Raw genomic sequence first — 22,086 nt, 5'->3', positions numbered from 1 at the left:
CACGGATTACTTACAGTAGTCTTTGATTGCTTTATCAGCTTCGGGCACATCCAACGATTTGGCAAATCTGAAATCCTCACAAGCGGAACGAACCTGCTCCTTCCCTACTTTAACTGCTCCCCTGTATAAATAGGCTTCACCAAAATCACGATTAATAGCAATGGCATTATTGTAAGATTCAAGAGCCTGATCAAAATAACCCAGTTGATGTTCAGCTCTTCCAGCCAGGAAATGAGCCTGAGCCATATTTTCATTCAGGTCAATTGCAGCACCTGCATAGACTAATACTTTGCTGTATTCTCTGATATTGTAAGAGATTTTGGCAAGGCTTAAATAAGCATTGATATTCTTAGGGTCCAGGTCAATGATCGCCTCAAAGTCTTCGATTGCTTCTTCTGTTTTTCCAACTTCTTCGTAAGATCTCCCTCGATTGTAAAGACTCTTCACATGATCAGGATGAGTCGACAGATACGAAGTATACGCTTCAATAGCTTGTGCATATTCTTCATCATCAAAATAATCATCACCACTGATGGAGTCTTGTGTATTACAAGCTACAGTGAACATAAGGACTAGCGTATATACTATGTATTTCATGCAATTCGTATAAAGTCGGCAAAAGTAGACTGATTAATCAAAATCAATGCCGCTTTTTACGTTTTTATATCCGGTTAGTTCACAATATGCCGTTCCAAACTTCATATCGGCCGAAACTTTGAGGGGTAAACGATTAGCATCAGCTGAAACCCAAAATTTAATCGCATCTTTTCCAACAAAAACACTATTCTTTTCCATTATCGGAATCACCTTGTGACAGTAGATATCCCCTACTTTGGTATCTACCATCTCAATGCCATGGTAGATCATTTCAAAATCATAGAATTTCTTATCAAAGAAAGCATCCATACGAACTGTGTCGCCTTTCTTTAATTTTCTGTAATCGATACTTCTGGCATACATGAGCCCGCCCATCATATCAAAAACATTTCCCTCATCTATATCAAAATATCGAGTTGGCCTGGGCTCTTTGTCGTTTTTAGAAGACTGCTCAAACCTGATCTTCATCGAGTCATAATTAAAGAATACTTCTTCTTCAAGGTCATAATCTCCTTCAGAAAGATCCCGGTAGGAATAATAGGGCAGAAACGAATTCTTATCAATGATTGCCCCCCATTTATCATCCACCTTAGAGAAAACCCCTGCAAGGCCGGCTGTTCGGCCTTCTACATCTATTTTTATACACTCTGCTCCATCGCGGATGACATGTTCATCCGATACTTTGAAAGTTCCTCTTCCTACGGTGAACCACCCATATGAAAGTTTAAATTTTAAAACCTCACCTTTACTGACAGGTTTGTTTTCCATGATTGGCTGAGCCTGGCTAAAGGCTCCCAACAATAATAAGAGTGCAAGTTTCATGACTTTTAACGTTGGTACACTTTCCATCACTACAACATGAGTGCCATTATCATACAGAAACGTTATTTTCTCTTAAAGCTTCGTTCAATGAGGTCTTTTTATCGGTGCTCTCTTTTCTTTGCCCGATGATCAATGCGCATGGAACCTGAAACTCTCCGGCAGGGAACTTCTTGGGTATTGAGCCTGGAATAACTACCGATCTTGGTGGAACATATCCTATATATTCCTTAGGCTCAGATCCGGTAACATCAATGATTTTAGAACTGGCAGTTAAAACGACATTTGCACCAAGTACTGCCTCTTTACTAACCCGAACACCTTCTACCACGATGCATCTGGATCCAATAAAGGCATTGTCCTCAATGATTACAGGAGCAGCCTGTACAGGTTCTAACACTCCACCAATACCCACTCCACCACTCAAGTGGACGTTTTTTCCAATTTGCGCACAGCTTCCCACAGTTGCCCAGGTATCCACCATTGTTCCTTCATCCACATACGCACCGATGTTTACATAGCTGGGCATCAGAACTGTATTCTTCTGTATGAATGCACCATATCGTGCAATTGCATGAGGCACCACACGTACACCCAGCTGATCATATCCAGATTTAAGTTTAATCTTGTCATGAAACTGGAAAGGACCTACTTCAATGAGTTGCATTTTCATCAAAGGGAAATACAAAATAACGGCTTTTTTGAGCCATTCATTCACCACCCAGTCATCACCATCTGGTTCTGCAATTCTACGTTTTCCATTATCTAATTCTTCTATGACTGTCTTAATCGCCACAGATACATCCTTCTTGTTAACGAGGGATCGATCTTCCCATGCCGCCTCTATGAGGTTTTTTAATTCCATCTAATAATCAATATTTACAGTGATATGAAGAAAAAGATTGTGATTGCTTCGGTCCTCAAACCCATCGATGATGTACGTGCTTACTGGAAGCTTTCTCAATCAATAGCGAAAACAAATAAATATGAAGTTAATATCATAGGAAATGCCTCGAAAAAAGAACCATATTATGAGAACATAAAGTTTTATCCTCATTCAATTCGTGGAAATCAATGGATAAAAAGATGGATCGTACGGATTAAAATTCTTCTAAAAATCCTACAGATTAAGCCGACCATTTTGATTATCACCACCCATGAGTTGATCTATGTCTCCCTCATTGCAAAACTTATTAGCAGGTGTAAAATCATCTATGATGTTCAGGAAAATTACTACCTGAATCTCACAAGCATTAAGCCCAATATTTTTAAACTGATATATGCCCGTATGGTGCGTCTTAAAGAGACCGTAAGTAGATCATTCATCTCCAAATATTGGCTTGCCGAAAATTGTTATGATAAACAGTTACCCTTCGTAAAAAATAAAAATGTAGTAGTTGAAAACAAGGCGTATGATACCTTCATCAATCGTAAAGAAAACAAGCGAATACAGGTGCTTTTCACTGGTACTATTTCTCACTATGGAGGAATAGACAAAGCGATCAATTTTTACAAAGAACTGCTGAAATCAGAACCAGATGTCTCTTTAAGAATCGTTGGTCAGGTACACGATCCAAAGCTAAAAATGAAGTTAGAAAATGAAGCCAAAGAATTACCAGATCTGAGTCTTCATATTTCATTAGATCCTATCCCACATGATGAAATTCTTCAAGCCATAACAGAAGCATCCGTAGGAATAATTGGGTACTCACCGAACCAAGTCAATAAAGATAAAATCCCGACCAAGTTGTATGAGTATTCCCGATACCGGCTACCATATCTGATAGAGCAAGACACTTTATGGAATACTGTTGGAGAGACCCTCGGAGGTTCAATCCCTGTAGATTTTAATCATATTTCCATGGAAAAAATCCTCAAAATGATCAGAAATCCCGATAGATTATTCAAAAATGAATATCCGGAGAATGCCACATGGGAGCATGAATCATCTAAAATTATAACATCATTGAATAGATTAACTCATAATAATTAACTCTGTTGATTTACAATTAATTATACTAACAATAAAATATAATTCTAAATATTTTTTTAGAGTAATCTAAAAATAAATTAACTTTGAAGGCATGATTTCAGAGTTAAGTTTCACCGAGGAGAATTATCTAAAGGCCATTTACCACCTTTCTGCCGAAGGGAAAGAAAATGTAAATACCAATTCCCTGGCAGAAAGCATGAGCACTACTCCTGCTTCAGCCAATGACATGGTTAAGCGATTGGCACAAAAAAATCTGATCGGATATCAAAAGTATAAGGGAGCCACGCTCTTATCGAAAGGAAAAAAAGTCGCCTTGACAATTGTTAGAAAACACCGATTGTGGGAAGTCTTTCTTGTTGAAAAGTTGGGCTTTAAATGGGATGAAGTTCACGAGATCGCTGAGCAATTGGAGCATATCAAATCACCTAGTCTCATCAAGCGTTTGGATAAGTTTTTAGGCTACCCAACCATGGACCCTCACGGAGATCCAATTCCGAACGAAGACGGAGTAATGAAGGAGACCGTCCGAGCGTCTATTTCTGATGTAAAAGTTGGATCGAATGGAATCGTGGTAGCAGTAAATAACGACGACACCCTCCTACTCCAGCACCTCGATACACTTGGAGTTAAACTTGGCTCCAGAATTCATGTGGATGAACGAATGGATTTCGATGGTTCCGTTTCTGTTACCATCGATGAAGGTCCGAAACAATTTATCTCCAAAGCAGTTGCTGAAAACTTAATGATCACTTTAACTGAAAAGAAATGAGAATAACAATTTTCGTTTTTATCATAATCTTATTAGCCAGCTGCTCGTCGACAAACAAAGAATCAACCAACGATGGGAAGCCACATGTAGTTGCAACTACTGGAATGCTATATGATGCAGTAGTTAACATCGCAGGAGACAAGGTGGCTGCTGAGGCGATTATGGGACCAGGTGTGGATCCTCATCTATACAAAGCTACTCAGGGTGATCTGGCGAAATTCAACAGGGCAGACCTAATTGTCTATAATGGCATTTTGCTGGAAGGGAAAATGAGTGAAATCCTCAAAAAGCTCGGCAGGCAGAAACCGACAATAGCTGCTGCTGAATCTGTTCCAAGGGAAATGCTCAAATCAGCCATTGGCTATGAAGATGCTTACGACCCACACATCTGGTTCGATGTGAAGCGATGGAGGTACGCTGTTAAGGCAATCAGCCATGCACTTGTCAAACTGGATTCCGCTAATCAGAAATACTACGAGACCAACATGCAAACCTATTTCTCAAAGCTAGATAGCCTAGATGCATACGTTAGAAGTCGAATCAGCGAAATTCCAGAAAGCCAGCGCATCCTTGTCACTGCTCATGATGCCTTTGTCTACTTCGGTGATGCCTATGGTATTCGTGTAGAAGCACTTCAAGGCATTTCAACGGTAGCTGATTTTGGGTTGAAGGATATCGCTGAAATCATTGACCTGATAATCGAAAATAATATCAAAGCCATTTTCGTGGAAACAAGTGTTTCTGAAAAGTCCATCAATGCGGTTGTACAAGGATGTAAGGAAAAAGGACATGAAGTGAAGATCGGCGGCTACCTCTACTCTGATGCCATGGGTGAACTGGGGACTGAAGAAGGGACCTATATCGGCATGTTCCGAAGTAATGTGGAAACAATTGTAAAGGCATTGAAATGATACAGCAAGTAGATAATCCTGCACTTGAAATCCACGATTTAACTGTCAGCTACGACAAGAAACCAGTTTTGTGGGGTATTGACCTCTCCGTTCCAAGGGGATCGCTTTGTGGGATCATTGGTCCAAATGGAGCTGGAAAATCCACACTGATAAAGGCGATAATGGATTTGGTTGACATGAATTCCGGATATGTCAAACTATTTGATCAACAGTTGGACGATGTTCGAAAAAGAGTAAGCTATGTACCCCAGCGAGAGTCAGTAGACTGGGACTTTCCTGCTTCTGTACTTGATGTGGTGCTGATGGGGAGGTATGCCAGCCTGGGGCTTTTTAAAAATCCAAGGAAAGCAGACAGAGATGCGGCTATGAAAGCATTGGAAATGGTGGGAATGGATAAATTCTACAAGCGTCAGATATCACAACTCTCCGGTGGACAGCAGCAAAGAGTGTTTCTTGCCAGAGCATTGACTCAGAATGCAGATATCTACTTTTTGGATGAGCCATTTGCGGGAGTGGATGCTGCTACGGAAAAAGCCATCTTTAAAATTCTGCAAAACCTATCCAAAGAGGGAAAAACTATTATTGTTGTTCATCACGATTTGCAATCCGTGGAAACCTACTTCGAATGGGTAATTCTGCTAAATCTGCGACTGGTCGCTTCGGGCCCAACGAAAGATGTATTCACCCCTCAATTGCTGGAAGAGACCTATGGCGGCAAGCTTACATTGCTTACTGAGGTTGGGGAATTGGTACAAAAAGGCGAATTCAAAGCACGGGAAAAACAATAATGGAGACCTTGATCGAATTCTTTTCTTTCAAATATCCTAACATCAAATATGTGGTGTTTGGTACCATATTACTTTCCATTAGCTCAGCAGTGGTGGGCTGCTTCACCTTTATCAAAAAGAAATCACTGGTTGGGGATGTCATCTCTCATGCGGTTTTACCCGGCATTTGTATTGCATTCATGGCTTCTGGCAGTAAAGATCCTTTTTTACTCATCATAGGTGCATTTATCTCAGGGTGGATATCCATCCTTGTCATGGATGCCATCACCCAAAACACTAAGATTAAAGAAGATGCGGCCACCGGGCTTTCTCTTTCAGTATTCTTTGGTATTGGCATTTTATTGATGACGTACATTCAACATTCAGGAAATGCGTCTCAAAGTGGCCTGGATACTTTCTTGTTTGGAAAAGCTGCTGCACTTGTTGGTAAAGACTTGATGGCGTTCAGCCTGATCGCCGTAATTGTATTGATAACTGTATTCTTATTTTATAAAGAATTCAAGTTGATCAGTTTTGACCCTCAGTTTGCGCGCGTCATAGGGCTACCAATCAAACGACTCGAAACGATTCTAACCTCTATTACTGTACTGGCGGTGGTTACGGGTATACAAGCCGTAGGTGTTGTTTTAATGGCAGCCATGCTGATAACGCCAGCTGCCGCAGCTAGATTCTGGACCAACAGGCTATCAAGAATGATCCTTTTGGCATCCATTTTTGGTGCCTTCTCTGGAATTAGCGGTGCGTACATCTCTTACAGTGCGCCCTCTATGCCCACAGGCCCATGGATGGTAATGATACTTTCGATAATCGCACTTATTTCTTTCTTTTTTGCGCCAGGAAAAGGAATTGTGATCAGGCAGTGGAGACGGTTTTCTATTCAACGTCAGCTTTTGGAAGAAAACCTTCTAAAAGCCTTTTACCGCATTGGTGAAAACAGCGGTGATCACTTTAGCCATGTAGCTATCGACGACATCCAACTAATTAGAAACTTCTCTCCTGCCCAGCTAGCCAAAGGATTACGTAAGTTGCGTGTAAATGGCTATGTACAAGGCGATAATGGCACCTGGCACCTCACGAACGAGGGATTTGAAAAAGGAAAACGAATCACTAGGCTTCATCGACTATGGGAGCTCTATTTAACGAAATATTTGCGCATTGCCCCTGATCATGTGCACGAGGATGCTGATACCATTGAGCACGTCATCACTCCGGAATTGGAAGCAAGGCTGGAAAAGCTGTTGGAATATCCAACAGCTGACCCACATTCATCTGATATTCCAAGAAATAATTAACAATTATCAATGAACAATTAATAAAATGGAGCAGAAGAAAGAAAATGTAATACTTGATAAATCTTACTCATTCGCTATCGAGATAATTGAGTGTTACAAAACATTAACCTCAGAAGCAAAAGAATTTGTTCTTTCTAAACAATTACTGAGAAGTGGTACATCGATTGGTGCCAATGTGGAAGAGGCGAATGGTGGATATACAAAAAAGGATTTTAAGTATAAGATGAGTATTGCCTATAAAGAGGCAAGAGAAACTAAATATTGGCTTAGACTATTGATGGATACTAACTACATAGAAGTAGGCAAAGCTGAGTTGCTGTTGGAGGATTGTGAACAAATCCTTAAAATTTTATGGAAAATAATGGAGTCATCTGGGTAATTGTCAATTACTCATTGCCAATTGAAATAAATGGACGCTTTTTGGATCATATTGACCGGATCTTTGGTGGCAGTAAGTTGTGCCATTCTAGGCTCTTTCCTTGTCCTTCGAAAAATGTCGATGGTGGGTGATGCTATATCTCATTCAGTACTACCAGGCATTGTGATCGCTTTTTTCATAGCTGGCAGTATGCAGTCCGTGTGGATGCTTGTGGGTGCGGGTATTTTGGGTGTGCTGACCACATTTCTCATTGAATTCTTCCATCAGAAAGGAAAGCTCCAAACCGACGCTTCAATTGGTGTGACCTTCACGTGGCTTTTTGCACTTGGGGTGATTCTGGTTACCTACTATGCCGGAAACGCACACATTGATCAAGATTGCATTCTCCATGGCGAGATCGCTTATGTTCCGATAGATCTCATGTACACCTCTGACGGTGACCCTATCGGGCCTAAAGCTGTGATCATACTATCGGTTGTTCTGATCACGATACTTCTCTTCGTGGTATTATTTTATAAAGAGCTTTTCATCACCACGTTTGACGCCTCTTTTGCGCAGGCTATTGGCATCTCCACCTCAAAGTGGCATTATGCGCTCATGGGTTTGGTTTCGCTAACCACTGTCGCTTCATTTGAATCTGTTGGTGCTATCCTGGTTGTTGCACTTTTGATAGCACCTGCTGCATCAGCATACTTGATAACAAATAAGCTCAAGTCTATGTTATTACTTAGCTCGTTTTTCGGGGTGCTGAGTTCCTTTTTTGGATATTGGCTCAGCTATTTACTTGATGGTTCGATCGCAGGAGCAATGGTGACCGTTTCGGGTGTTATTTTCGCCATCTGCTACACAATTGAAAGGTTAAAAAAATGAATAAATTTTTCGGTCTACTTATTTTACTCACGTTATCGTCTTGTTATAAATCCCTTACTATCGATGGTTTCGATAAAGAGAAATGGGTCAATGCAGACGAGGACTGTAGTACCTATCGATTGGAAATCACTGATCTAATCATTGAAAATCAACATGTTATCCTGGAAGGCACCCAAAATGAAGTGGAAAGTCTCCTTGGTAAAGCAAGAGAACATGAGCTCTATGAACGTAATCAGAAGTTTTTTCACTATCGCCTTACTCCACCAGACACCTGCGGGAGCTACGAGACCATCGAGTTTCTATCCATTCGATTCAATGCGATAGGCCGGGCCAATCTGGTTCAGGTAATGCTCAGAGAGCCTCAATAAGAGATAATGGAGTGAATGTGAGCCGTGAATTTATCTAATGGTGCTCTTCCATTAAGAAATCCTAATTCCACCAGAAACGAAAATCCTGCTACCTCCCCTCCTGCCATCTTCACCAACTCTGCTGCCGCTACAGCCGTTCCACCAGTAGCAAGCAAATCATCATGAATCAGTGCACGATGACCGCTTAGAATACTATCCTTGTGAATCTCCAACTCTGCCGAGCCATATTCCAGATCGTAAGCAAATGAATGCGTTTCTGCGGGGAGTTTACCCTTTTTCCTGACAGGCACAAACGGTATATTCAGCTTTTGCGCCAAAGCATTCCCCCATATAAACCCTCTAGATTCAATCCCGACTATTGCATCCAGTTCATGATCCTTCCAATAATCCGCCAAAGCATCGGTAATATCTGCACTTAGCTGCACATCTTTCAATAGTGGAGTAATATCCTTGAAAACGATCCCGGGTTTGGGAAAATCAGGCACATCTCGAATGGAGTCAATAATTCTTTGGCGGAGATTCATCGATTAGAAATAAATAGGTTTTAAAATTGAGGCACAGTATTTGAAAACACAACAGCTAAAAAACTCAATGACTATGAGAAATGCATACATAACACTATTTATTATTTGCCTTGGGTTCTCCACCCAGGCACAAAAGCTGTCAAAAATGGAGGAACTGCTTCAGTCAAAACAGAAGTGGTCGGTGATTGATGTAAAATCTAAAAGGCCCTATTTTGAAATTGGAGAAACATTTACCATTAGAATAGATCGTAAGTTTTACCACGATAGAAACAACTATGCAAAACTGGGTGGTGAGTGGACCTTGGATGGAAAAAAGCTCATTTTAACGTATGATTCTTTTACTGAAGAAAGAAGAAGAGTCCCCTACGTTTACAAAATTCAGAAGTGGGGGAAAGACGGTTGCCGTCTCACCTACAGAAATAAATACAACAAGAAAGAGAAAGTTTATCTCAAATAATTTTAGCCCCTTTTAGGGGCTTTTTTTATATCTGATGACTACCAAAGTATGAACATAAGAGCAGCTATACTATTTACTTTCCTTTTTGCAGGGTTTGCCCTTTCCGGGTTTGCGCAAGATACAGGTGATGACTATTCAGATTATTCTTACCTATGGGATGATGACGATGATAAAAAGAAAAAAAAGCGCAAAAAGAAGAAGGGATCAAAAAAGACACAAATTGATACGCTTCAGGTTGCTACAGATTCGTTGCTATTCGATAGCCTGAACCAGACATCTCTTTTAGTTGCAGATACCTTGCTTCCAGACACATCAAACATCGATGCGGATTCACTGGAAACAGATGAAGCATTGGCTGAAGAACCAAAGCCAAAGCGAGAGCGAGTTGAACGTCCACCAATTAGTGATTTTAGGGAACCGATGGTGCTCCCAAATGAAGACGGAAGCATTAATGGCGGCATGACGTACACGCAAATTGATGGTAAAGATTATGTAGGATTGGTCCTATCGCCTGAATTCAAGTTTGGTAAAGTCGGGGTTGGTTTAAATGTCCCCATTCTCTATGGCCTGGACGATAAATCCATCAGAACGGAAATATTTAAGGATGGCGTAGGTGTAGCCCGACTGATAAGGTATGTAAGGTACGGTGTTCAAAAGAGTGATCCTGTGTATGTGAAAGCAGGGGAAATTTCTGGTTTGATGTTGGGATATGGAGGTTTAATGAACAACTACACCAACACCACCAGTTATGAAAAACGAAAGGTAGGAATACATGCAGATTTCAATTACGATCGATTTATTGGATTGGAATTGATGTACAGTGACCTTAACCCTCAATCACTCAACCTATTTGCAGCACGACCTTATATCCGTCCGCTTTCAGCTTTCCCTTTGAAGATTATCAACACCCTGGAGGTAGGAACTTCTTTTATCATAGATAAGGATCAAACGGATATTATAACCAGTGATTCTACAAGCACTACCTATGCATTCACAAAGTCTGGAGCTAAGGGCTTTGGCATGGATATGGGATTGACACTTTTAAGTAGTCCATTTATTCAAATTGATCTATTTGCTTCATATTCTAAACTTAACATCGCTAGTGATACACTTACACAGTTAGCTAGCGCATTAGGAGAAACGGACTTTAAAACCGGATCTGGTATGTCTGTAGGAATGAATTTTAGAATGCACTTTATTGCTGATGTATTCAGTACCGATATCCGCATCGAACGTTTAAATAACTCCGACCATTATATTCCTCAGTTTTTTAATGCTACTTATGAGATAAACAAAGATGGCCGTATCGCTTCCTTGATCGGTACTGAGGGTAAGAGTGGGATTTATGGTTCCCTGAGGGGCCATGTAATGAAAAAAGTGTCATTAGGAGGAAGCTTGATGATCCCTGATGATATTTCAGCAGCGTCACCAGCATTTGTGGAATTGTCTGCAGACATGGAAAGACTGGCAAACAAATTTTCATTCCATGGCAGCTATGTAAAAGGCGATCTGGATGATTTAGGTGATGCGTTCAGTTTCGATGAACGCTCACTAGCTAAAATGCGATTCATCTATCACATGAATAAATTCCTGGCTACTGGGGTCGATTACTACTGGCTATTCACTCCGACAGCAGAGGGTGGTTATGAAGCTACTAAATATGTGATGCCATATTTTGGTGTGAGTATTGCACTTTAATATTTAAAAATGAGCCCAGCATACGCTGGGTTTTTTCATTCCATTTTTATTTAGTTGCATTAACAACTAAATTTGCGTATCAAAATTCATAGATTATGTATTGGGAATCATACAGTCATAGCAAGCTTAAAAAAATGGTGTTTGATGCATTGGAGCAAAACCTTGATTACAGGCACAAGCCTGTGCTTGGTCTTCCTGCATCCTATCTCGATACGGAAGTATTTTACCAGGATGCGCCTTTCCTGAAAGATGCTCCATTCCTCTCAGCTATGATCGCCAATCCTAATCATATCGGATGTCATACACTCAATGAATCCGAAGCGGCATTCGAAGGCACCCAAAAGATCGAAGCAGAACTTATCGACTTATGTGCTAAAGAGATTTTCAAGGGCAATGACACCCATTATGACGGGTATGTTGCATCAGGTGGAACAGAGGCAAACATCCAGGCCATTTGGATTCTGCAACGCTACTACGAAACGGAATTCAACGCCAATCGCGAAGACATTGCATTAGTATACACCGAAGACGCTCACTACTCCATGCCTAAAGCAGGTTCGCTACTAAACCTGGATCGTTTTGTACTTCCGGTTGATCCTGAGTCAAGAGCGATTTCTGAGGATGCGATCAATACATTGAGACTAGCGAAAGAAGCTGGTAAAAAGCACTTCATCGTAGTGCTCAATATGGGCACCACCATGTTTGGTTCGGTTGACAACATTGACGATGTTACCGAATGGATGGATGAACTGGAACTAAATTACAAAATTCATCTTGATGCCGCATTTGGAGGGTTTATTTATCCATTTGCGGATGACAACAGTAAGCTTACCTTTCAAAACTCTAAGATCAACTCCTTTACGCTCGATGGACACAAAATGCTCCAATCTCCGTATGGAACGGGTATTTATATCACCAGAGAAGGATTCATGGAATATGCACTTACTGAAGAGGCCAACTATGTCAAGGGTAAAGACTATACATTAATCGGAAGTAGGTCCGGAGCAAATGCCATAGCGGTATGGATGATTATGCGAACGTATGGTTCTGAAGGATGGAAAATGAAGATTCGGAAGTTGTTGGAGAAAACTGAACGATTGTGCGATAACCTAAAAGAAAGAGGAGTCGAATTTTACCGTCACCCTCACATGAACATTGTGACCATTAAGGCAAAATATATTGATCCGAAAGTCGCCGACGATTTTCTTTTAGTGCCAGATACACATGATGACAACCCCAACTGGTACAAAGTTGTTGTGATGGATCATGTAACCCAGGGACTATTGGATCGATTTCTTTTAGAGTTGGGGAATTCCGTTGAGGCCTGATTACTCAAACCTCAAAGAGTCAATCGGGTCCAGCTTGGATGCCTTATGCGCAGGGATGTAACCTGAAATCAATCCTACTGCAATTCCGATCAGTACAGAAACAAACATCCACAACCAGGGGACGATAAAGTCAGAGTTAAAAAGTACGGTTGAGGTTAGGTTGCCAATGCCCATTCCTAGCAAAATACCTCCAATTCCTCCCATCTGGGTGATTACGATTGCCTCAATCAAAAACTGTTGACGAATCTTCAAAGGTGTGGCCCCTAGTGCTTTCCGAACTCCAATCTCTCGGGTCCTTTCCGTAACAGACACCATCATGATATTCATTAGCCCAATAGAAGCGCCTAAAAGGGTTAAGAAACCTACCACAAAACCCCCAACCCTTAAATCTCCAGTAATGGAACCTATTCGTTGAGCTAAGGACTTACTGGCTGACAATTCAAAAGAGTCTTCCTGGCCCGGACGGTCTTTTCTGATCCTTCTCATTAAGCCCCTGGCAATTTCCATTGCGTTCTCCATTTCCAATGGATCCGGTACAGACACAGCAATTTCATAACCGAAGTTTCTTTCCGGTGCGATGATCCTGGCTGTTTGCATAGGAATGATAATGGTTCGATCAATATTTGATGTTCCACTAGCTCCGCCTTGTTCTGCAATGGTGCCAACAATTCGAAACTTAGATCCCAACAAACTAATCTTCTTTCCAATAGGGCTGGTGTTGTCATCAAACAACTCATCAATAACATCACTTCCTACCAGTGCTACGTAGCTTCCATTTAAACTTTCATTTGCAGAAAAAGGTCGTCCTTTAGCCACATCGTATCCATCTACTGTTAAATAGTTTTCATCCCCACCTCGTACAATTTGATTGGGATTGGTAACCTTTGATCCATATTTTACCTCGGCTTGCCCGGTTATCACCGTATAAATGGAGGCTACTCCAGGCCCTTCATATTTCTCTTTAAAAGTCAGCAATTGATCATACGTGACCTTCGGATATGATTTTTCTTTTTTCCCATCTGATGATCCTCGTCCTCTCCTCCTGTCTTCAATATCAAACGTGTTGGCTCCCAAACTAGAAAAACTTTTATCGATGGAGTTTTGGATCCCGTCTATAGCCGTAAGGATACCTACCAAAGAAGTAATACCTATTGAAATAAGAGCTGCAGTCAAAAATGTTCGAAGCTTATTTGCTTTAATGGACTTGATGCCCTCTTTGATGTTTTCGCGAATGTTCATGAATTGACCTTAGTAAAACACACGGTTTTGATTAACGTTGTATATACAAAAGTGATGCATATGAGGGGAATATTGTTACTAATTTTCTTAAATGTAAGCATAGCCAGCCAGGCGGCATATATCCTTATCCCAATGGATGAGACCCAAACGAATCACCTGAAGGCTTACGGGATTGCTTACTGGATTCTTACTAAGGAAGTAGAAGTTGATTGGATGCTAAACTATAGAGGTGGAAGCTTTATGGTTAAGCACCTGCAGGCTTTTGAAAACGAGTGCATCATTAGAGGTGTTTCCTATCAGGTGATCTCAGATGCGGAAGCAAATGACATCCTGAACATGATTGCCAGTCCCTCCTCCAATATGGATGTAATGAAGCTGGAGAAGTATCCTGAAATTGCCGTTTATTCCCCCAAAAGCAAGCAACCCTGGGATGATGCAGTGACATTGGTGCTTACATATGCCGAGATTCCTTATGATGTCATATTCGATGATGAGATCATGGGTAATGAGCTTGCCAAGTATGACTGGCTGCATCTCCACCATGAGGATTTCACCGGTCAGTACGGAAAATTCTACCGTGCTTACCATCATTTTCCCTGGTATCAACAGCAACAACGGGAATATGAAGAGTCTGCCAGGAAGCATGGTTTTAGTAAAGTATCTCAATTAAAACTCGAGACTGTCAAACGTATCAAAGCATACGTAGCAAGTGGGGGATTCCTTTTTGCCATGTGCTCTGCGACAGACACCTATGACATTGCTTTAGCTGCCGAAGGCCTGGACATTGTGGAGAGCATCTATGATGGGGACCCGGCAGACCCTCGCGCTCAATCCAAATTGGATTATTCCAAAACGATGGCATTCGAAAACTTTACCATCGAGCGTGACCCGATGCGCTACGAATACTCGAATATCGATAATCAAGCTAATGAAAGAGGGCTCGTGGAAAAGAACGATTATTTCACGTTATTCGAGTTTTCTGCCAAGTGGGACCCAATTCCTACAATGCTAACACAAAACCATCAGCAGATAATCCATGGATTCATGGGACAAACCACCGGCTTCAAAAATCAACTGGTTAAAGGTGATGTGATTGTCATGGGCCAAACGCCTAGCATCAGTGAGGCCAAATACATTCATGGAGTGCTAGGGAGAGGATTTTGGACGTTCTATGGCGGACATGATCCGGAAGATTATCAACATTTTGTAAATGAACCTCCTACCGACTTAAACCTTCATCCAAATTCTCCCGGGTATCGGTTAATTCTGAATAACATTTTGTTTCCGGCAGCTAAGAAAAAGAAGCAGAAGACTTAGTTTTGTTTAATGCTAAAAGCACGACTACTTCTCTTTTTACTCCCCATCTTAATCTTTGGATGCGATAATAATGACACCTCAGTAACCAATGGTTTCACTTTTGAAGGGGAATTTATAGAAACTCCTTTCGCAGATGTTGAAAATCAAGGACCATATTTTACAAATGATCAATTCAGAGTCACCCTTACGCTTTCAAGTAAGGCTTTTTCTTTAGGCGAACAAATAGAAAAAGTAGATTTCATCTATCTAGTTCTTTTAACTGATGAGTTAGGAAAAATTCCAGATGGACAGTATTCATTATCAAAAGGCAATCTTCTCAATGTTATAATAGGCAAAGAGTATTCAAAAAATGAAACGGGAGAAGATGCTGAGGTTGTTTGGTCCAATTTTACAGAAGCAATAATCAACATTAAAAAGTCTTTTATGACCAACATTGAATTTACTTTTCATTCACCAGATTTGCTTGATGAAGAAGTATCTGGATCATTTTTAGGAACAGTCAGTTCGAATGATCGCTTTGTAAACGGTCAAGTTTCTTTAAATGACGCTTCAATAGCTCCGAATTATTCACTTTCTAGCGGCTTCATTCAAAAAGGGGAATTCAACGGAAAACCAGTCTTTACATTAACACTAAGTAACAAAAACTTTACTCCAGACTATAATGGATCTTTTACTTCGATCAACTTTATAACATTAAATATAGAGGCAGATGAGAATGGAGAACTTTCTAACAAATCCACAATATCCACAAGCGGTTTTTATTCATTAGGAGGCGATGTGACAATTACGAATATGGACTATGATTTTGAAAATGCAGTGCTTAGCGGGGCTTTGCACTCTGGAATAATTAAAATTGAACATTCAAATAATACCTATAAAATCACCTCCTCTAACATCAAAGTGTTGGCTTCAAGCAACGAACCGTCGCATATTGGAATGTCCTTCATTGGGGAGCTAGCTATGTATGAATAAAACCCTCAATGCATCCTATCAGCCCTTGGTGCTAGCTCTTTCATGATCTTCGCCTCTTCAGCAAGGAAATATTTCCAACGTTTTTCAACTTTATCTTCCGGTAAATATTCCTTAGCCAGATCTATAAAATTGTGGTAATGGCCAGCCTCTGAGACCATTAGGTCATAGTAGAATCTTTGTAGCTCTTCATCTTTAATATTCTTCCATAAAAGCTTGAAACGTTCACAGCTACGTGCTTCTATCAATGCATTCATTAATAGGCGTTCTACCAGTTGCTCATCTCTGGTACCACCTTTTTTCATTATACCGTTCAGGCGTGAAACGTACTCGTCTTTTCTCGCTTTGCCCAGCTTAAACCCACGCTTCTTCAAGTGCTCTATTACCATTTCAAAATGCGCCCACTCTTCTGCAACTACCGGTGTTAAAACATCAAGAAGCTTTTCACGCTCCGGAAACATGATAATTAAAGAAATACAAGAAGATGCGGCCTTTTGCTCGCAATACGCATGATCTACCAGAATGTCCTCAATATTCTTTTCAGCTATATTAACCCACCTGGGATCGGTTGGTAGCTCCAGTCCTAATGTCGTTTTGTTTGGTTCCATCAATCAAAAAACATCCATCTTACAATTAAATCAATCACTTTCGGCTGTCCCGGATAATTTGGCGTTACAAAATACCCATCGTCCTGAGGCTGATTAAAGTGTGTCCATTTTATGGCAAAGAAAAACTTATCAACCTTCATATTAATGAAGAGATCAGCTGCGGTATATCCAAAGATTTCCTGATCATCCTGAAGATAAAACTGCTGAATTTCAGGGGCATATGCATTGGCAAAATACGAAGAACGACCGTGTGCGTCAACACCAAACTCCACCGGTATAAGATCATTAAACCACTTACCTCTCCAAAAAAATCTTCCATTGAAATACACATCCGGAACACGGACAAATGATGATGCACCTCCTGAAACATTAGTTGCCAATATTTCATTTTCCAGGTGCCATCCCTCTTCCTTATCATTAAAAAACCTTAGGTTAAAATCACCACCGAAGGAGGAAATAAGTACGGGATCGCTGGCTTGCCTAGGCTCGATACCTTGATCAAAGTAAATAAAGTTATTGTATGAAGTTAAGCTGACCTTCGGTCTGATTTCGAATGATTTAAAATCCAGATTGATTTGACCGTCCAACTTATTAGAAAATACCTGTTTGAAATTGTTGTGCCATTCATGATGATTGCCAAAATAGTCAGAATAGATAAACGGCACGGCAAACTTCATCGACTTGTAACTGACATTGATCAGATCACTAGAAATGTTGCCACCAAATTGATATTCACCTCCAACCAGATATTCAGCATTGGCAGTTACAGCAAATTTTTCTTTCCAATCAAATCGGGCATACCCTCCAAGGTATTTTTCTACTGTCTTTTCACCCGGATTATATAGCAAGTAGTTCCAGTCAATCGATCTTATTCTTGCATAAAAACGATAAAAAACCGATGAAATATCTCCTTTCCATCCCACTTCATTAGAGAGTGAAGTAAACACCGATCGCTCATGAGTGGAGTCCGGATCAATCAGAAATTCATCGTAGAAATCCGTGTAATAGTTATAGCCACCCGGCCCTGTACTGGTTTCATAGTCTTGGTAGATATTAGTTTCTTTCCTGTAGTCAAATACATGATATAACTGAAACTGATCAGCGATTTTCACATCCTGATACACATGCCACCTGGAAACCTTCACAATACTTTGTGCTTCATCCAAACGTACCAAAGCATTATCAAACAGGAAAAAGTCTGTGCGAAGTGAGTCAGTAGTAGGGCGAGCACCTCCCTGCTCCACCACCTTGTGACTCATACTCGAATAGCTGGCCATTGCCTGGTATGGTAATGTTGCATGTTTGTAATGCGTGTAGCCGGTAAAAGACGTACCAACCACCTGCCTGTCTGTCTGACTTTCTGGAGCAAGCTGCTTATTCGCCGTGATTTTTCGCAGATCAAATCCCAGGTTCCAGTTTTCATTTACATTACGTGAAAACCCAATATCCACTAGGTTTCTGTTTCCTCCTCCCAAATACACCTGCAACTCGATAAAGGGCGACTTGGTATCATAGTATTTTATCTCTTCTGGCTGGAAAGCATACCTGCTGTAGGCATTAAACCCTGAAGATCGTCCAATTAGCTTTTGCGGCGTGTAGAAAATTGGAAACAAAGCAGTTCCAAAATTGCCCAGGTTCTGAAACTTCCTACCTGATTGGTCGTAAAACGATTTCCTTTCAAACTTATAAATAGAAGTATCAACGGTTTGGTACTTCACCTGGTTATTCAACACCTGAGCTTCCGTGGTAAATGAAGTGGTCTCCGGTCCATAGACCAACTTGGTTGAATCATCAACTATCTGAGCACTGATTGTCAGGCATAATAAAACCGCTATAAAGAATAAAAATAATCGCACGGGCAAATTTAATGATTGCTTTTATTGAATGGCTGCATTTTCCATGCATTTACAAAAAGCATTCCGAATAAGATTGAAAATCAATAAAAACATCCGAAATAGTGATCTCTTATGATATAATATTGCATTGTTGCAACATCATAATAACTCATGCAAATCAAAGAAATCATCAGCTACCTCGAATCATGGGCTCCACCCACACTACAGGAATCATATGATAATTCCGGTTTGCTGATTGGTGAAAAAGACACTGAGGTTTCTGAAATTCTTATAACGCTCGATATCACTGAAGATGTTATTGATGAGGCAATAGCAACAAAATCAAATCTCATCATCGCCCATCATCCTTTCATATTCAAAGGCATCAAACGAATCGGAAACACCCACTGGATTGACCGGTGCATCAGGAAAGCCATTAAACACGACATCAGCATTTACGCCATCCATACCAACCTGGATAACGTGCATACTGGCGTAAACAAAAAAATTGCAGAAAAAATCGGTCTGAAAAATTTGTCGATTCTTCAACCTAAAAAGGAAACCCTTTCAAAGCTTACGGTCTTTATACCTACAGATAATATGCAAGAAGTGCTGCATGCTATGTATGAAGCAGGAGCGGGTACCATTGGAAACTATGACCATTGCAGTTTCCAGGTCCCAGGCACAGGCACTTTTAGAGGCAATGAAAATAGCAATCCCACCATTGGAGAACAAGGACAGGACGAGGAAGTAAATGAAACCAGAGTAGAAGTTTTGGTCCCCAACTACCGAATGAGTGCGGTCCTCTTCGCTATGAATAAATCTCATCCGTATGAAGAAGTAGCTCATTTCATTACTCAGCTGTCCAACACAAATCAGGAAGTTGGTGCAGGAATGATTGGAGAGCTTCCAGAAAAGATGGATTCAAATGATTTCCTATCCTATTTGAAAGAGCAGATGCAACTCAAAATGATCCGGCATACTGACATTGTACACCCATCAATTAAAAAAGTAGCCGTTTGCGGAGGATCAGGGAGCTTCCTTCTGGGTGCTGCTCAAAAAAAGCAAGCCGATATATTCATTACTGGCGATTTTAAATACCATGACTTTTTTGAAGCTAATAGAGAGATCATTATAGTCGATATTGGGCACTATGAAAGTGAAGTGTTCACTAAAGAATTAATACAGGATGCTTTAACTAAAAATTTCACTAAGTTTGCGTTCCGTTTGTCACAGGTAGACACGAATCCAATCAAATATCTATAGAAAACTGAATGGAAAATACAGTAGCTAAAAAGCTTGAAGCTTTAGAAAAACTACAGGCACTAGACTCAAAAATTGATGAGATAAAAAAGATTCGGGGAGCTCTCCCTGAAGAGGTTCAGGATCTGGAAGATGAGATAGCAGGGTATCAGACCCGTATCGAAAAACAAGGTGAAGAACAGAAGGAATTAGAAGAAGCCATCTCTGCCAACAAAACAGCAATCAAAGATGCTGAGAAGCTGATCAAGAAATACGAAGAGCAGCAGATGAACGTACGAAACAACCGTGAGTACGATGCGATCACTAAAGAGATGGAACTTCAGCAACTTGAAATCCAGATTCTCGAAAAGAGAATTAAGGAAGCCGGTGAAAAGATCGAAGCTAAAAAAGGTGAGATCGACGAAACCAAGGCTATTTTAAGCGAGAGAGAGAAAGATTTAAAAAGCAAGAAAGAAGAACTTGCTACGATTGTCAAAGAATCCGAAGCTGATGAGCAGAAGATTGAGAAGGATCGGGAAAAAGCAGCCAAAAACGTTGAGGAACGATTGTTGAAATCTTACGACAAGGTGAGAAAGAACATGAGAAATGGTCTTGCAGTTGTTCCTGTGAAAAGAGGCGCATGTGGCGGCTGTTTCAACGTCGTACCCCCTCAGAAGCAGGCTGAGATCCGAGAGAAAAAGAAAATTATCGTTTGTGAGCATTGTGGAAGAATTCTTTCTGACGTGGAAGATGTGATTGAGGAGGAAAAGCCAAAAAGACGAACAACGAGAAAAAAGACTACTACCAAAAAAGCTGCGGCGAAAAAATAAGTAGTCAAATAAACATCAATAAAAAGGCTTCCAAAATGGAAGCCTTTTTTATTTCACCCCATCATCTGGGTTTTTGCCGGTGAACTGCCTGAAATAATCCTTTATTTCTTCAATTTCTTTTTCCATATCACCATTTGGATAAAAAGGATCATCCACATAAACAGTCTTCGAGGCATAATCAAAACCAATCTTAACAATTGGAACTTCTGCCTGAACAGCTATTCGGTAAAAGCCTGTTTTCCATTTTGGAGAGTAACTGCGTGTCCCTTCAGGAGTAATCGTCATGATGAATTCTTCTCGATTCTTGTATAACTCCACCACCTGATCTACCAGCTGCATGCTTTTACGTTTGTTCTTTCTATCTACTGGCACACCACCTATTGAGGACAGAAACCAACCAACCAACGGAATTTGAAATAATTCTCTTTTAGCCAGGAAGTTAGGATAGAATCCAATGACATTTCGAGCACCCCACCCTACAAAGAAATCCCAGTTGCTTGTATGGGGCGCTACAATAATGACATACTTTTTCAGATCAGGTTTTTTGCCATTCACCTTCCATCCGGCAAGCTTGTAGAGTTTGGCTAGTATCCACTTAATCATTGTAACGTGCTTTTCAAGGTATCCAGCTCCGCTTCCAGTTCGGCAGATCTTTCTGCCAATACCTCATATTGTCTGATTTTGTTATGAATCAAATCACGGTAAATTATGAGCATATTCAAAAACTCTCTATCCAAAAGTGCAGATGCATCTCTTTGAATGAAATCAGTGTTCTGTATCAGCCACGGCATGATATTATCCTGATAAAACTCCACCTGTCCAGCACCTCGGTATTCAGCCTCCTTGGCAGTCACCGTATAATACTTAGAAAGATTCATCCGTAAATCATAATCGTTTAGCAAATCAAACTTACCAGTCGCAGACGTTGACTTGAATGTAACCGCCTGAGGCGCATAATTAGTGAAAGGTAATGATCGCATCACGAGATAGTCCAGGCTATCCGTCTTTCTTTTTGAGATCAAATCAATAACCTTATCCAGGCGCTCTAATCTCATCTTATTCTCTACCAGCTGATAATTTTCATAGACCCTCCGGTCTCGAGCCAGTTCCTCGGTAAAAGAATTGATAATTTGCAGAGTCTCTGTATTCAACCTTTTCTCCTCTGCAGTACTGTTCACATAAAATGCCAATGAGACGCCAAGAATGACAGCCAGAAAATTGAAAAGATGATCGAACCAGTTTATCGATTTCAT

Annotated in this window: 24 protein-coding genes; 15 read left to right on the top strand and 9 right to left on the bottom strand. The window is 40.6% G+C overall.

Going from position 1 to position 22,086, the window contains the following annotated elements; all coding sequences use genetic code 11:
• Positions 1–6 precede the first annotated feature (6 nt).
• The 3 genes from ACP14Y_RS17920 to ACP14Y_RS17910 are packed head-to-tail and all read right to left on the bottom strand — an operon-like array spanning position 7 to position 2,281.
• Positions 7–597 carry a tetratricopeptide repeat protein gene (locus ACP14Y_RS17920; protein WP_424964271.1) on the bottom strand — a complete coding sequence of 197 codons (591 nt, stop codon included), beginning with the start codon at positions 595–597 and terminating at the stop codon, positions 7–9.
• A 33-nt stretch (positions 598–630) separates the two neighbouring features.
• Positions 631–1,419 (bottom strand): DUF3108 domain-containing protein, encoded by a 789-nt coding sequence (locus ACP14Y_RS17915; protein ID WP_424964270.1) that lies wholly within the window; start codon positions 1,417–1,419, stop codon positions 631–633.
• A gap of 49 nt (positions 1,420–1,468) precedes the next feature.
• The gene (locus tag ACP14Y_RS17910) at positions 1,469–2,281 is read right to left on the bottom strand and encodes a 2,3,4,5-tetrahydropyridine-2,6-dicarboxylate N-succinyltransferase (protein ID WP_424964268.1); all 813 of its coding nucleotides are present in this window, start codon (positions 2,279–2,281) and stop codon (positions 1,469–1,471) included.
• 24 nt (positions 2,282–2,305) lie between these two features.
• Here ACP14Y_RS17910 and ACP14Y_RS17905 point away from each other — a divergent pair, with 24 nt between their 5' ends.
• From ACP14Y_RS17905 to ACP14Y_RS17870, 8 genes are all read left to right on the top strand, one after another.
• Positions 2,306–3,409, top strand: coding sequence for a hypothetical protein (locus tag ACP14Y_RS17905; RefSeq protein ID WP_424964267.1), 1,104 nt, complete (start codon positions 2,306–2,308; stop codon positions 3,407–3,409).
• Positions 3,410–3,500: 91 nt separating this feature from the next.
• Positions 3,501–4,178, top strand: a complete 678-nt coding sequence (locus ACP14Y_RS17900; RefSeq protein WP_424964266.1) for a metal-dependent transcriptional regulator — start codon at positions 3,501–3,503, stop codon at positions 4,176–4,178.
• A complete protein-coding gene (locus ACP14Y_RS17895) occupies positions 4,175–5,089 on the top strand; it encodes a metal ABC transporter solute-binding protein, Zn/Mn family (RefSeq protein WP_424964265.1) in 915 nt (304 codons plus the stop codon). Before ACP14Y_RS17900 ends, ACP14Y_RS17895 begins: the two co-directional genes overlap by 4 nt.
• On the top strand, positions 5,086–5,877 hold the full coding sequence (locus ACP14Y_RS17890) for a metal ABC transporter ATP-binding protein (RefSeq protein ID WP_424964264.1): 792 nt from the start codon (positions 5,086–5,088) through the stop codon (positions 5,875–5,877). The genes ACP14Y_RS17895 and ACP14Y_RS17890 overlap by 4 nt, the downstream gene beginning before the upstream one ends.
• A complete protein-coding gene (locus tag ACP14Y_RS17885) occupies positions 5,877–7,169 on the top strand; it encodes an iron chelate uptake ABC transporter family permease subunit (protein WP_424964263.1) in 1,293 nt (430 codons plus the stop codon). The genes ACP14Y_RS17890 and ACP14Y_RS17885 overlap by 1 nt, the downstream gene beginning before the upstream one ends.
• A 25-nt stretch (positions 7,170–7,194) precedes the next feature.
• Complete coding sequence (locus ACP14Y_RS17880; RefSeq protein WP_424964262.1) at positions 7,195–7,548, top strand: four helix bundle protein; 354 nt, start codon at positions 7,195–7,197, stop codon at positions 7,546–7,548.
• A 30-nt stretch (positions 7,549–7,578) separates the two neighbouring features.
• Positions 7,579–8,418, top strand: a complete 840-nt coding sequence (locus ACP14Y_RS17875) for a metal ABC transporter permease (protein ID WP_424964261.1) — start codon at positions 7,579–7,581, stop codon at positions 8,416–8,418.
• The gene (locus ACP14Y_RS17870) at positions 8,415–8,786 is read left to right on the top strand and encodes a hypothetical protein (protein ID WP_424964260.1); all 372 of its coding nucleotides are present in this window, start codon (positions 8,415–8,417) and stop codon (positions 8,784–8,786) included. Before ACP14Y_RS17875 ends, ACP14Y_RS17870 begins: the two co-directional genes overlap by 4 nt.
• On the opposite strand, the gene ACP14Y_RS17865 is transcribed toward ACP14Y_RS17870, so the two are convergent.
• Positions 8,780–9,310: an adenine phosphoribosyltransferase gene (locus ACP14Y_RS17865; RefSeq protein WP_424964259.1), complete on the bottom strand. Its 531-nt coding sequence runs from the start codon at positions 9,308–9,310 to the stop codon at positions 8,780–8,782. The genes ACP14Y_RS17870 and ACP14Y_RS17865 overlap by 7 nt on opposite strands.
• A gap of 73 nt (positions 9,311–9,383) precedes the next feature.
• Between ACP14Y_RS17865 and ACP14Y_RS17860 the strand changes: the two genes are divergently transcribed.
• From ACP14Y_RS17860 to ACP14Y_RS17850, 3 genes are all read left to right on the top strand, one after another.
• On the top strand, positions 9,384–9,767 hold the full coding sequence (locus ACP14Y_RS17860; RefSeq protein ID WP_424964258.1) for a hypothetical protein: 384 nt from the start codon (positions 9,384–9,386) through the stop codon (positions 9,765–9,767).
• A gap of 48 nt (positions 9,768–9,815) precedes the next feature.
• Positions 9,816–11,465 (top strand): hypothetical protein, encoded by a 1,650-nt coding sequence (locus ACP14Y_RS17855; protein WP_424964257.1) that lies wholly within the window; start codon positions 9,816–9,818, stop codon positions 11,463–11,465.
• Positions 11,466–11,560: 95 nt separating this feature from the next.
• Positions 11,561–12,793, top strand: coding sequence for a pyridoxal phosphate-dependent decarboxylase family protein (locus ACP14Y_RS17850; protein WP_424964256.1), 1,233 nt, complete (start codon positions 11,561–11,563; stop codon positions 12,791–12,793).
• Here ACP14Y_RS17850 and ACP14Y_RS17845 read toward each other — a convergent pair whose 3' ends face one another.
• Positions 12,794–14,032 (bottom strand): ABC transporter permease, encoded by a 1,239-nt coding sequence (locus ACP14Y_RS17845; protein WP_424964255.1) that lies wholly within the window; start codon positions 14,030–14,032, stop codon positions 12,794–12,796. It abuts the gene before it with no gap.
• A gap of 60 nt (positions 14,033–14,092) precedes the next feature.
• Here ACP14Y_RS17845 and ACP14Y_RS17840 point away from each other — a divergent pair, with 60 nt between their 5' ends.
• Together ACP14Y_RS17840 and ACP14Y_RS17835 are read left to right on the top strand one after the other, a co-directional pair.
• Entirely contained in the window at positions 14,093–15,349 is a 1,257-nt protein-coding gene (locus ACP14Y_RS17840; RefSeq protein WP_424964254.1) for an asparagine synthetase B, read from the top strand.
• Between the two features lie 9 nt (positions 15,350–15,358).
• Positions 15,359–16,321: a hypothetical protein gene (locus ACP14Y_RS17835; RefSeq protein WP_424964253.1), complete on the top strand. Its 963-nt coding sequence runs from the start codon at positions 15,359–15,361 to the stop codon at positions 16,319–16,321.
• 5 nt (positions 16,322–16,326) lie between these two features.
• Here the strand turns inward: ACP14Y_RS17835 and ACP14Y_RS17830 are convergent, their stop codons facing one another.
• Positions 16,327–16,926, bottom strand: coding sequence for a tRNA-(ms[2]io[6]A)-hydroxylase (locus tag ACP14Y_RS17830; RefSeq protein WP_424964252.1), 600 nt, complete (start codon positions 16,924–16,926; stop codon positions 16,327–16,329).
• Positions 16,926–18,782, bottom strand: a complete 1,857-nt coding sequence (locus tag ACP14Y_RS17825) for a putative porin (RefSeq protein ID WP_424964251.1) — start codon at positions 18,780–18,782, stop codon at positions 16,926–16,928. The genes ACP14Y_RS17830 and ACP14Y_RS17825 overlap by 1 nt, the downstream gene beginning before the upstream one ends.
• A 150-nt stretch (positions 18,783–18,932) precedes the next feature.
• Between ACP14Y_RS17825 and ACP14Y_RS17820 the strand changes: the two genes are divergently transcribed.
• A complete protein-coding gene (locus ACP14Y_RS17820; protein WP_424964250.1) occupies positions 18,933–20,027 on the top strand; it encodes a Nif3-like dinuclear metal center hexameric protein in 1,095 nt (364 codons plus the stop codon).
• An 8-nt stretch (positions 20,028–20,035) separates the two neighbouring features.
• Positions 20,036–20,833 (top strand): zinc ribbon domain-containing protein, encoded by a 798-nt coding sequence (locus ACP14Y_RS17815; protein WP_424964249.1) that lies wholly within the window; start codon positions 20,036–20,038, stop codon positions 20,831–20,833.
• 48 nt (positions 20,834–20,881) lie between these two features.
• Here ACP14Y_RS17815 and ACP14Y_RS17810 read toward each other — a convergent pair whose 3' ends face one another.
• Together ACP14Y_RS17810 and ACP14Y_RS17805 are read right to left on the bottom strand one after the other, a co-directional pair.
• A complete protein-coding gene (locus ACP14Y_RS17810) occupies positions 20,882–21,436 on the bottom strand; it encodes a 1-acyl-sn-glycerol-3-phosphate acyltransferase (protein ID WP_424964248.1) in 555 nt (184 codons plus the stop codon).
• Positions 21,433–22,086: a hypothetical protein gene (locus tag ACP14Y_RS17805; protein ID WP_424964247.1), complete on the bottom strand. Its 654-nt coding sequence runs from the start codon at positions 22,084–22,086 to the stop codon at positions 21,433–21,435. The genes ACP14Y_RS17810 and ACP14Y_RS17805 overlap by 4 nt, the downstream gene beginning before the upstream one ends.

The organism is Ekhidna sp. (assembly GCF_965247405.1).
Taxonomy (GTDB): domain Bacteria; phylum Bacteroidota; class Bacteroidia; order Cytophagales; family Cyclobacteriaceae; genus Ekhidna.
Note: the sequence above shows the minus strand (reverse complement) of the source record. Positions and strands in the feature narration are given on the sequence as shown.

Excerpts from the sequence above, each read along its gene's own strand:
- ACP14Y_RS17920 (WP_424964271.1), bottom strand. The coding sequence starts at position 597 with ATGAAATACATAGTATATACGCTAGTCCTTATGTTCACTGTAGCTTGT.
- ACP14Y_RS17915 (WP_424964270.1), bottom strand. The coding sequence starts at position 1,419 with ATGAAACTTGCACTCTTATTATTGTTGGGAGCCTTTAGCCAGGCTCAG.
- ACP14Y_RS17910 (WP_424964268.1), bottom strand. The coding sequence starts at position 2,281 with ATGGAATTAAAAAACCTCATAGAGGCGGCATGGGAAGATCGATCCCTC.
- ACP14Y_RS17905 (WP_424964267.1), top strand. The coding sequence starts at position 2,306 with ATGAAGAAAAAGATTGTGATTGCTTCGGTCCTCAAACCCATCGATGAT.
- ACP14Y_RS17900 (WP_424964266.1), top strand. The coding sequence starts at position 3,501 with ATGATTTCAGAGTTAAGTTTCACCGAGGAGAATTATCTAAAGGCCATT.
- ACP14Y_RS17895 (WP_424964265.1), top strand. The coding sequence starts at position 4,175 with ATGAGAATAACAATTTTCGTTTTTATCATAATCTTATTAGCCAGCTGC.
- ACP14Y_RS17890 (WP_424964264.1), top strand. The coding sequence starts at position 5,086 with ATGATACAGCAAGTAGATAATCCTGCACTTGAAATCCACGATTTAACT.
- ACP14Y_RS17885 (WP_424964263.1), top strand. The coding sequence starts at position 5,877 with ATGGAGACCTTGATCGAATTCTTTTCTTTCAAATATCCTAACATCAAA.
- ACP14Y_RS17880 (WP_424964262.1), top strand. The coding sequence starts at position 7,195 with ATGGAGCAGAAGAAAGAAAATGTAATACTTGATAAATCTTACTCATTC.
- ACP14Y_RS17875 (WP_424964261.1), top strand. The coding sequence starts at position 7,579 with ATGGACGCTTTTTGGATCATATTGACCGGATCTTTGGTGGCAGTAAGT.
- ACP14Y_RS17870 (WP_424964260.1), top strand. The coding sequence starts at position 8,415 with ATGAATAAATTTTTCGGTCTACTTATTTTACTCACGTTATCGTCTTGT.
- ACP14Y_RS17865 (WP_424964259.1), bottom strand. The coding sequence starts at position 9,310 with ATGAATCTCCGCCAAAGAATTATTGACTCCATTCGAGATGTGCCTGAT.
- ACP14Y_RS17860 (WP_424964258.1), top strand. The coding sequence starts at position 9,384 with ATGAGAAATGCATACATAACACTATTTATTATTTGCCTTGGGTTCTCC.
- ACP14Y_RS17855 (WP_424964257.1), top strand. The coding sequence starts at position 9,816 with ATGAACATAAGAGCAGCTATACTATTTACTTTCCTTTTTGCAGGGTTT.
- ACP14Y_RS17850 (WP_424964256.1), top strand. The coding sequence starts at position 11,561 with ATGTATTGGGAATCATACAGTCATAGCAAGCTTAAAAAAATGGTGTTT.
- ACP14Y_RS17845 (WP_424964255.1), bottom strand. The coding sequence starts at position 14,032 with ATGAACATTCGCGAAAACATCAAAGAGGGCATCAAGTCCATTAAAGCA.
- ACP14Y_RS17840 (WP_424964254.1), top strand. The coding sequence starts at position 14,093 with ATGAGGGGAATATTGTTACTAATTTTCTTAAATGTAAGCATAGCCAGC.
- ACP14Y_RS17835 (WP_424964253.1), top strand. The coding sequence starts at position 15,359 with ATGCTAAAAGCACGACTACTTCTCTTTTTACTCCCCATCTTAATCTTT.
- ACP14Y_RS17830 (WP_424964252.1), bottom strand. The coding sequence starts at position 16,926 with ATGGAACCAAACAAAACGACATTAGGACTGGAGCTACCAACCGATCCC.
- ACP14Y_RS17820 (WP_424964250.1), top strand. The coding sequence starts at position 18,933 with ATGCAAATCAAAGAAATCATCAGCTACCTCGAATCATGGGCTCCACCC.
- ACP14Y_RS17815 (WP_424964249.1), top strand. The coding sequence starts at position 20,036 with ATGGAAAATACAGTAGCTAAAAAGCTTGAAGCTTTAGAAAAACTACAG.
- ACP14Y_RS17810 (WP_424964248.1), bottom strand. The coding sequence starts at position 21,436 with ATGATTAAGTGGATACTAGCCAAACTCTACAAGCTTGCCGGATGGAAG.
- ACP14Y_RS17805 (WP_424964247.1), bottom strand. The coding sequence starts at position 22,086 with ATGAAATCGATAAACTGGTTCGATCATCTTTTCAATTTTCTGGCTGTC.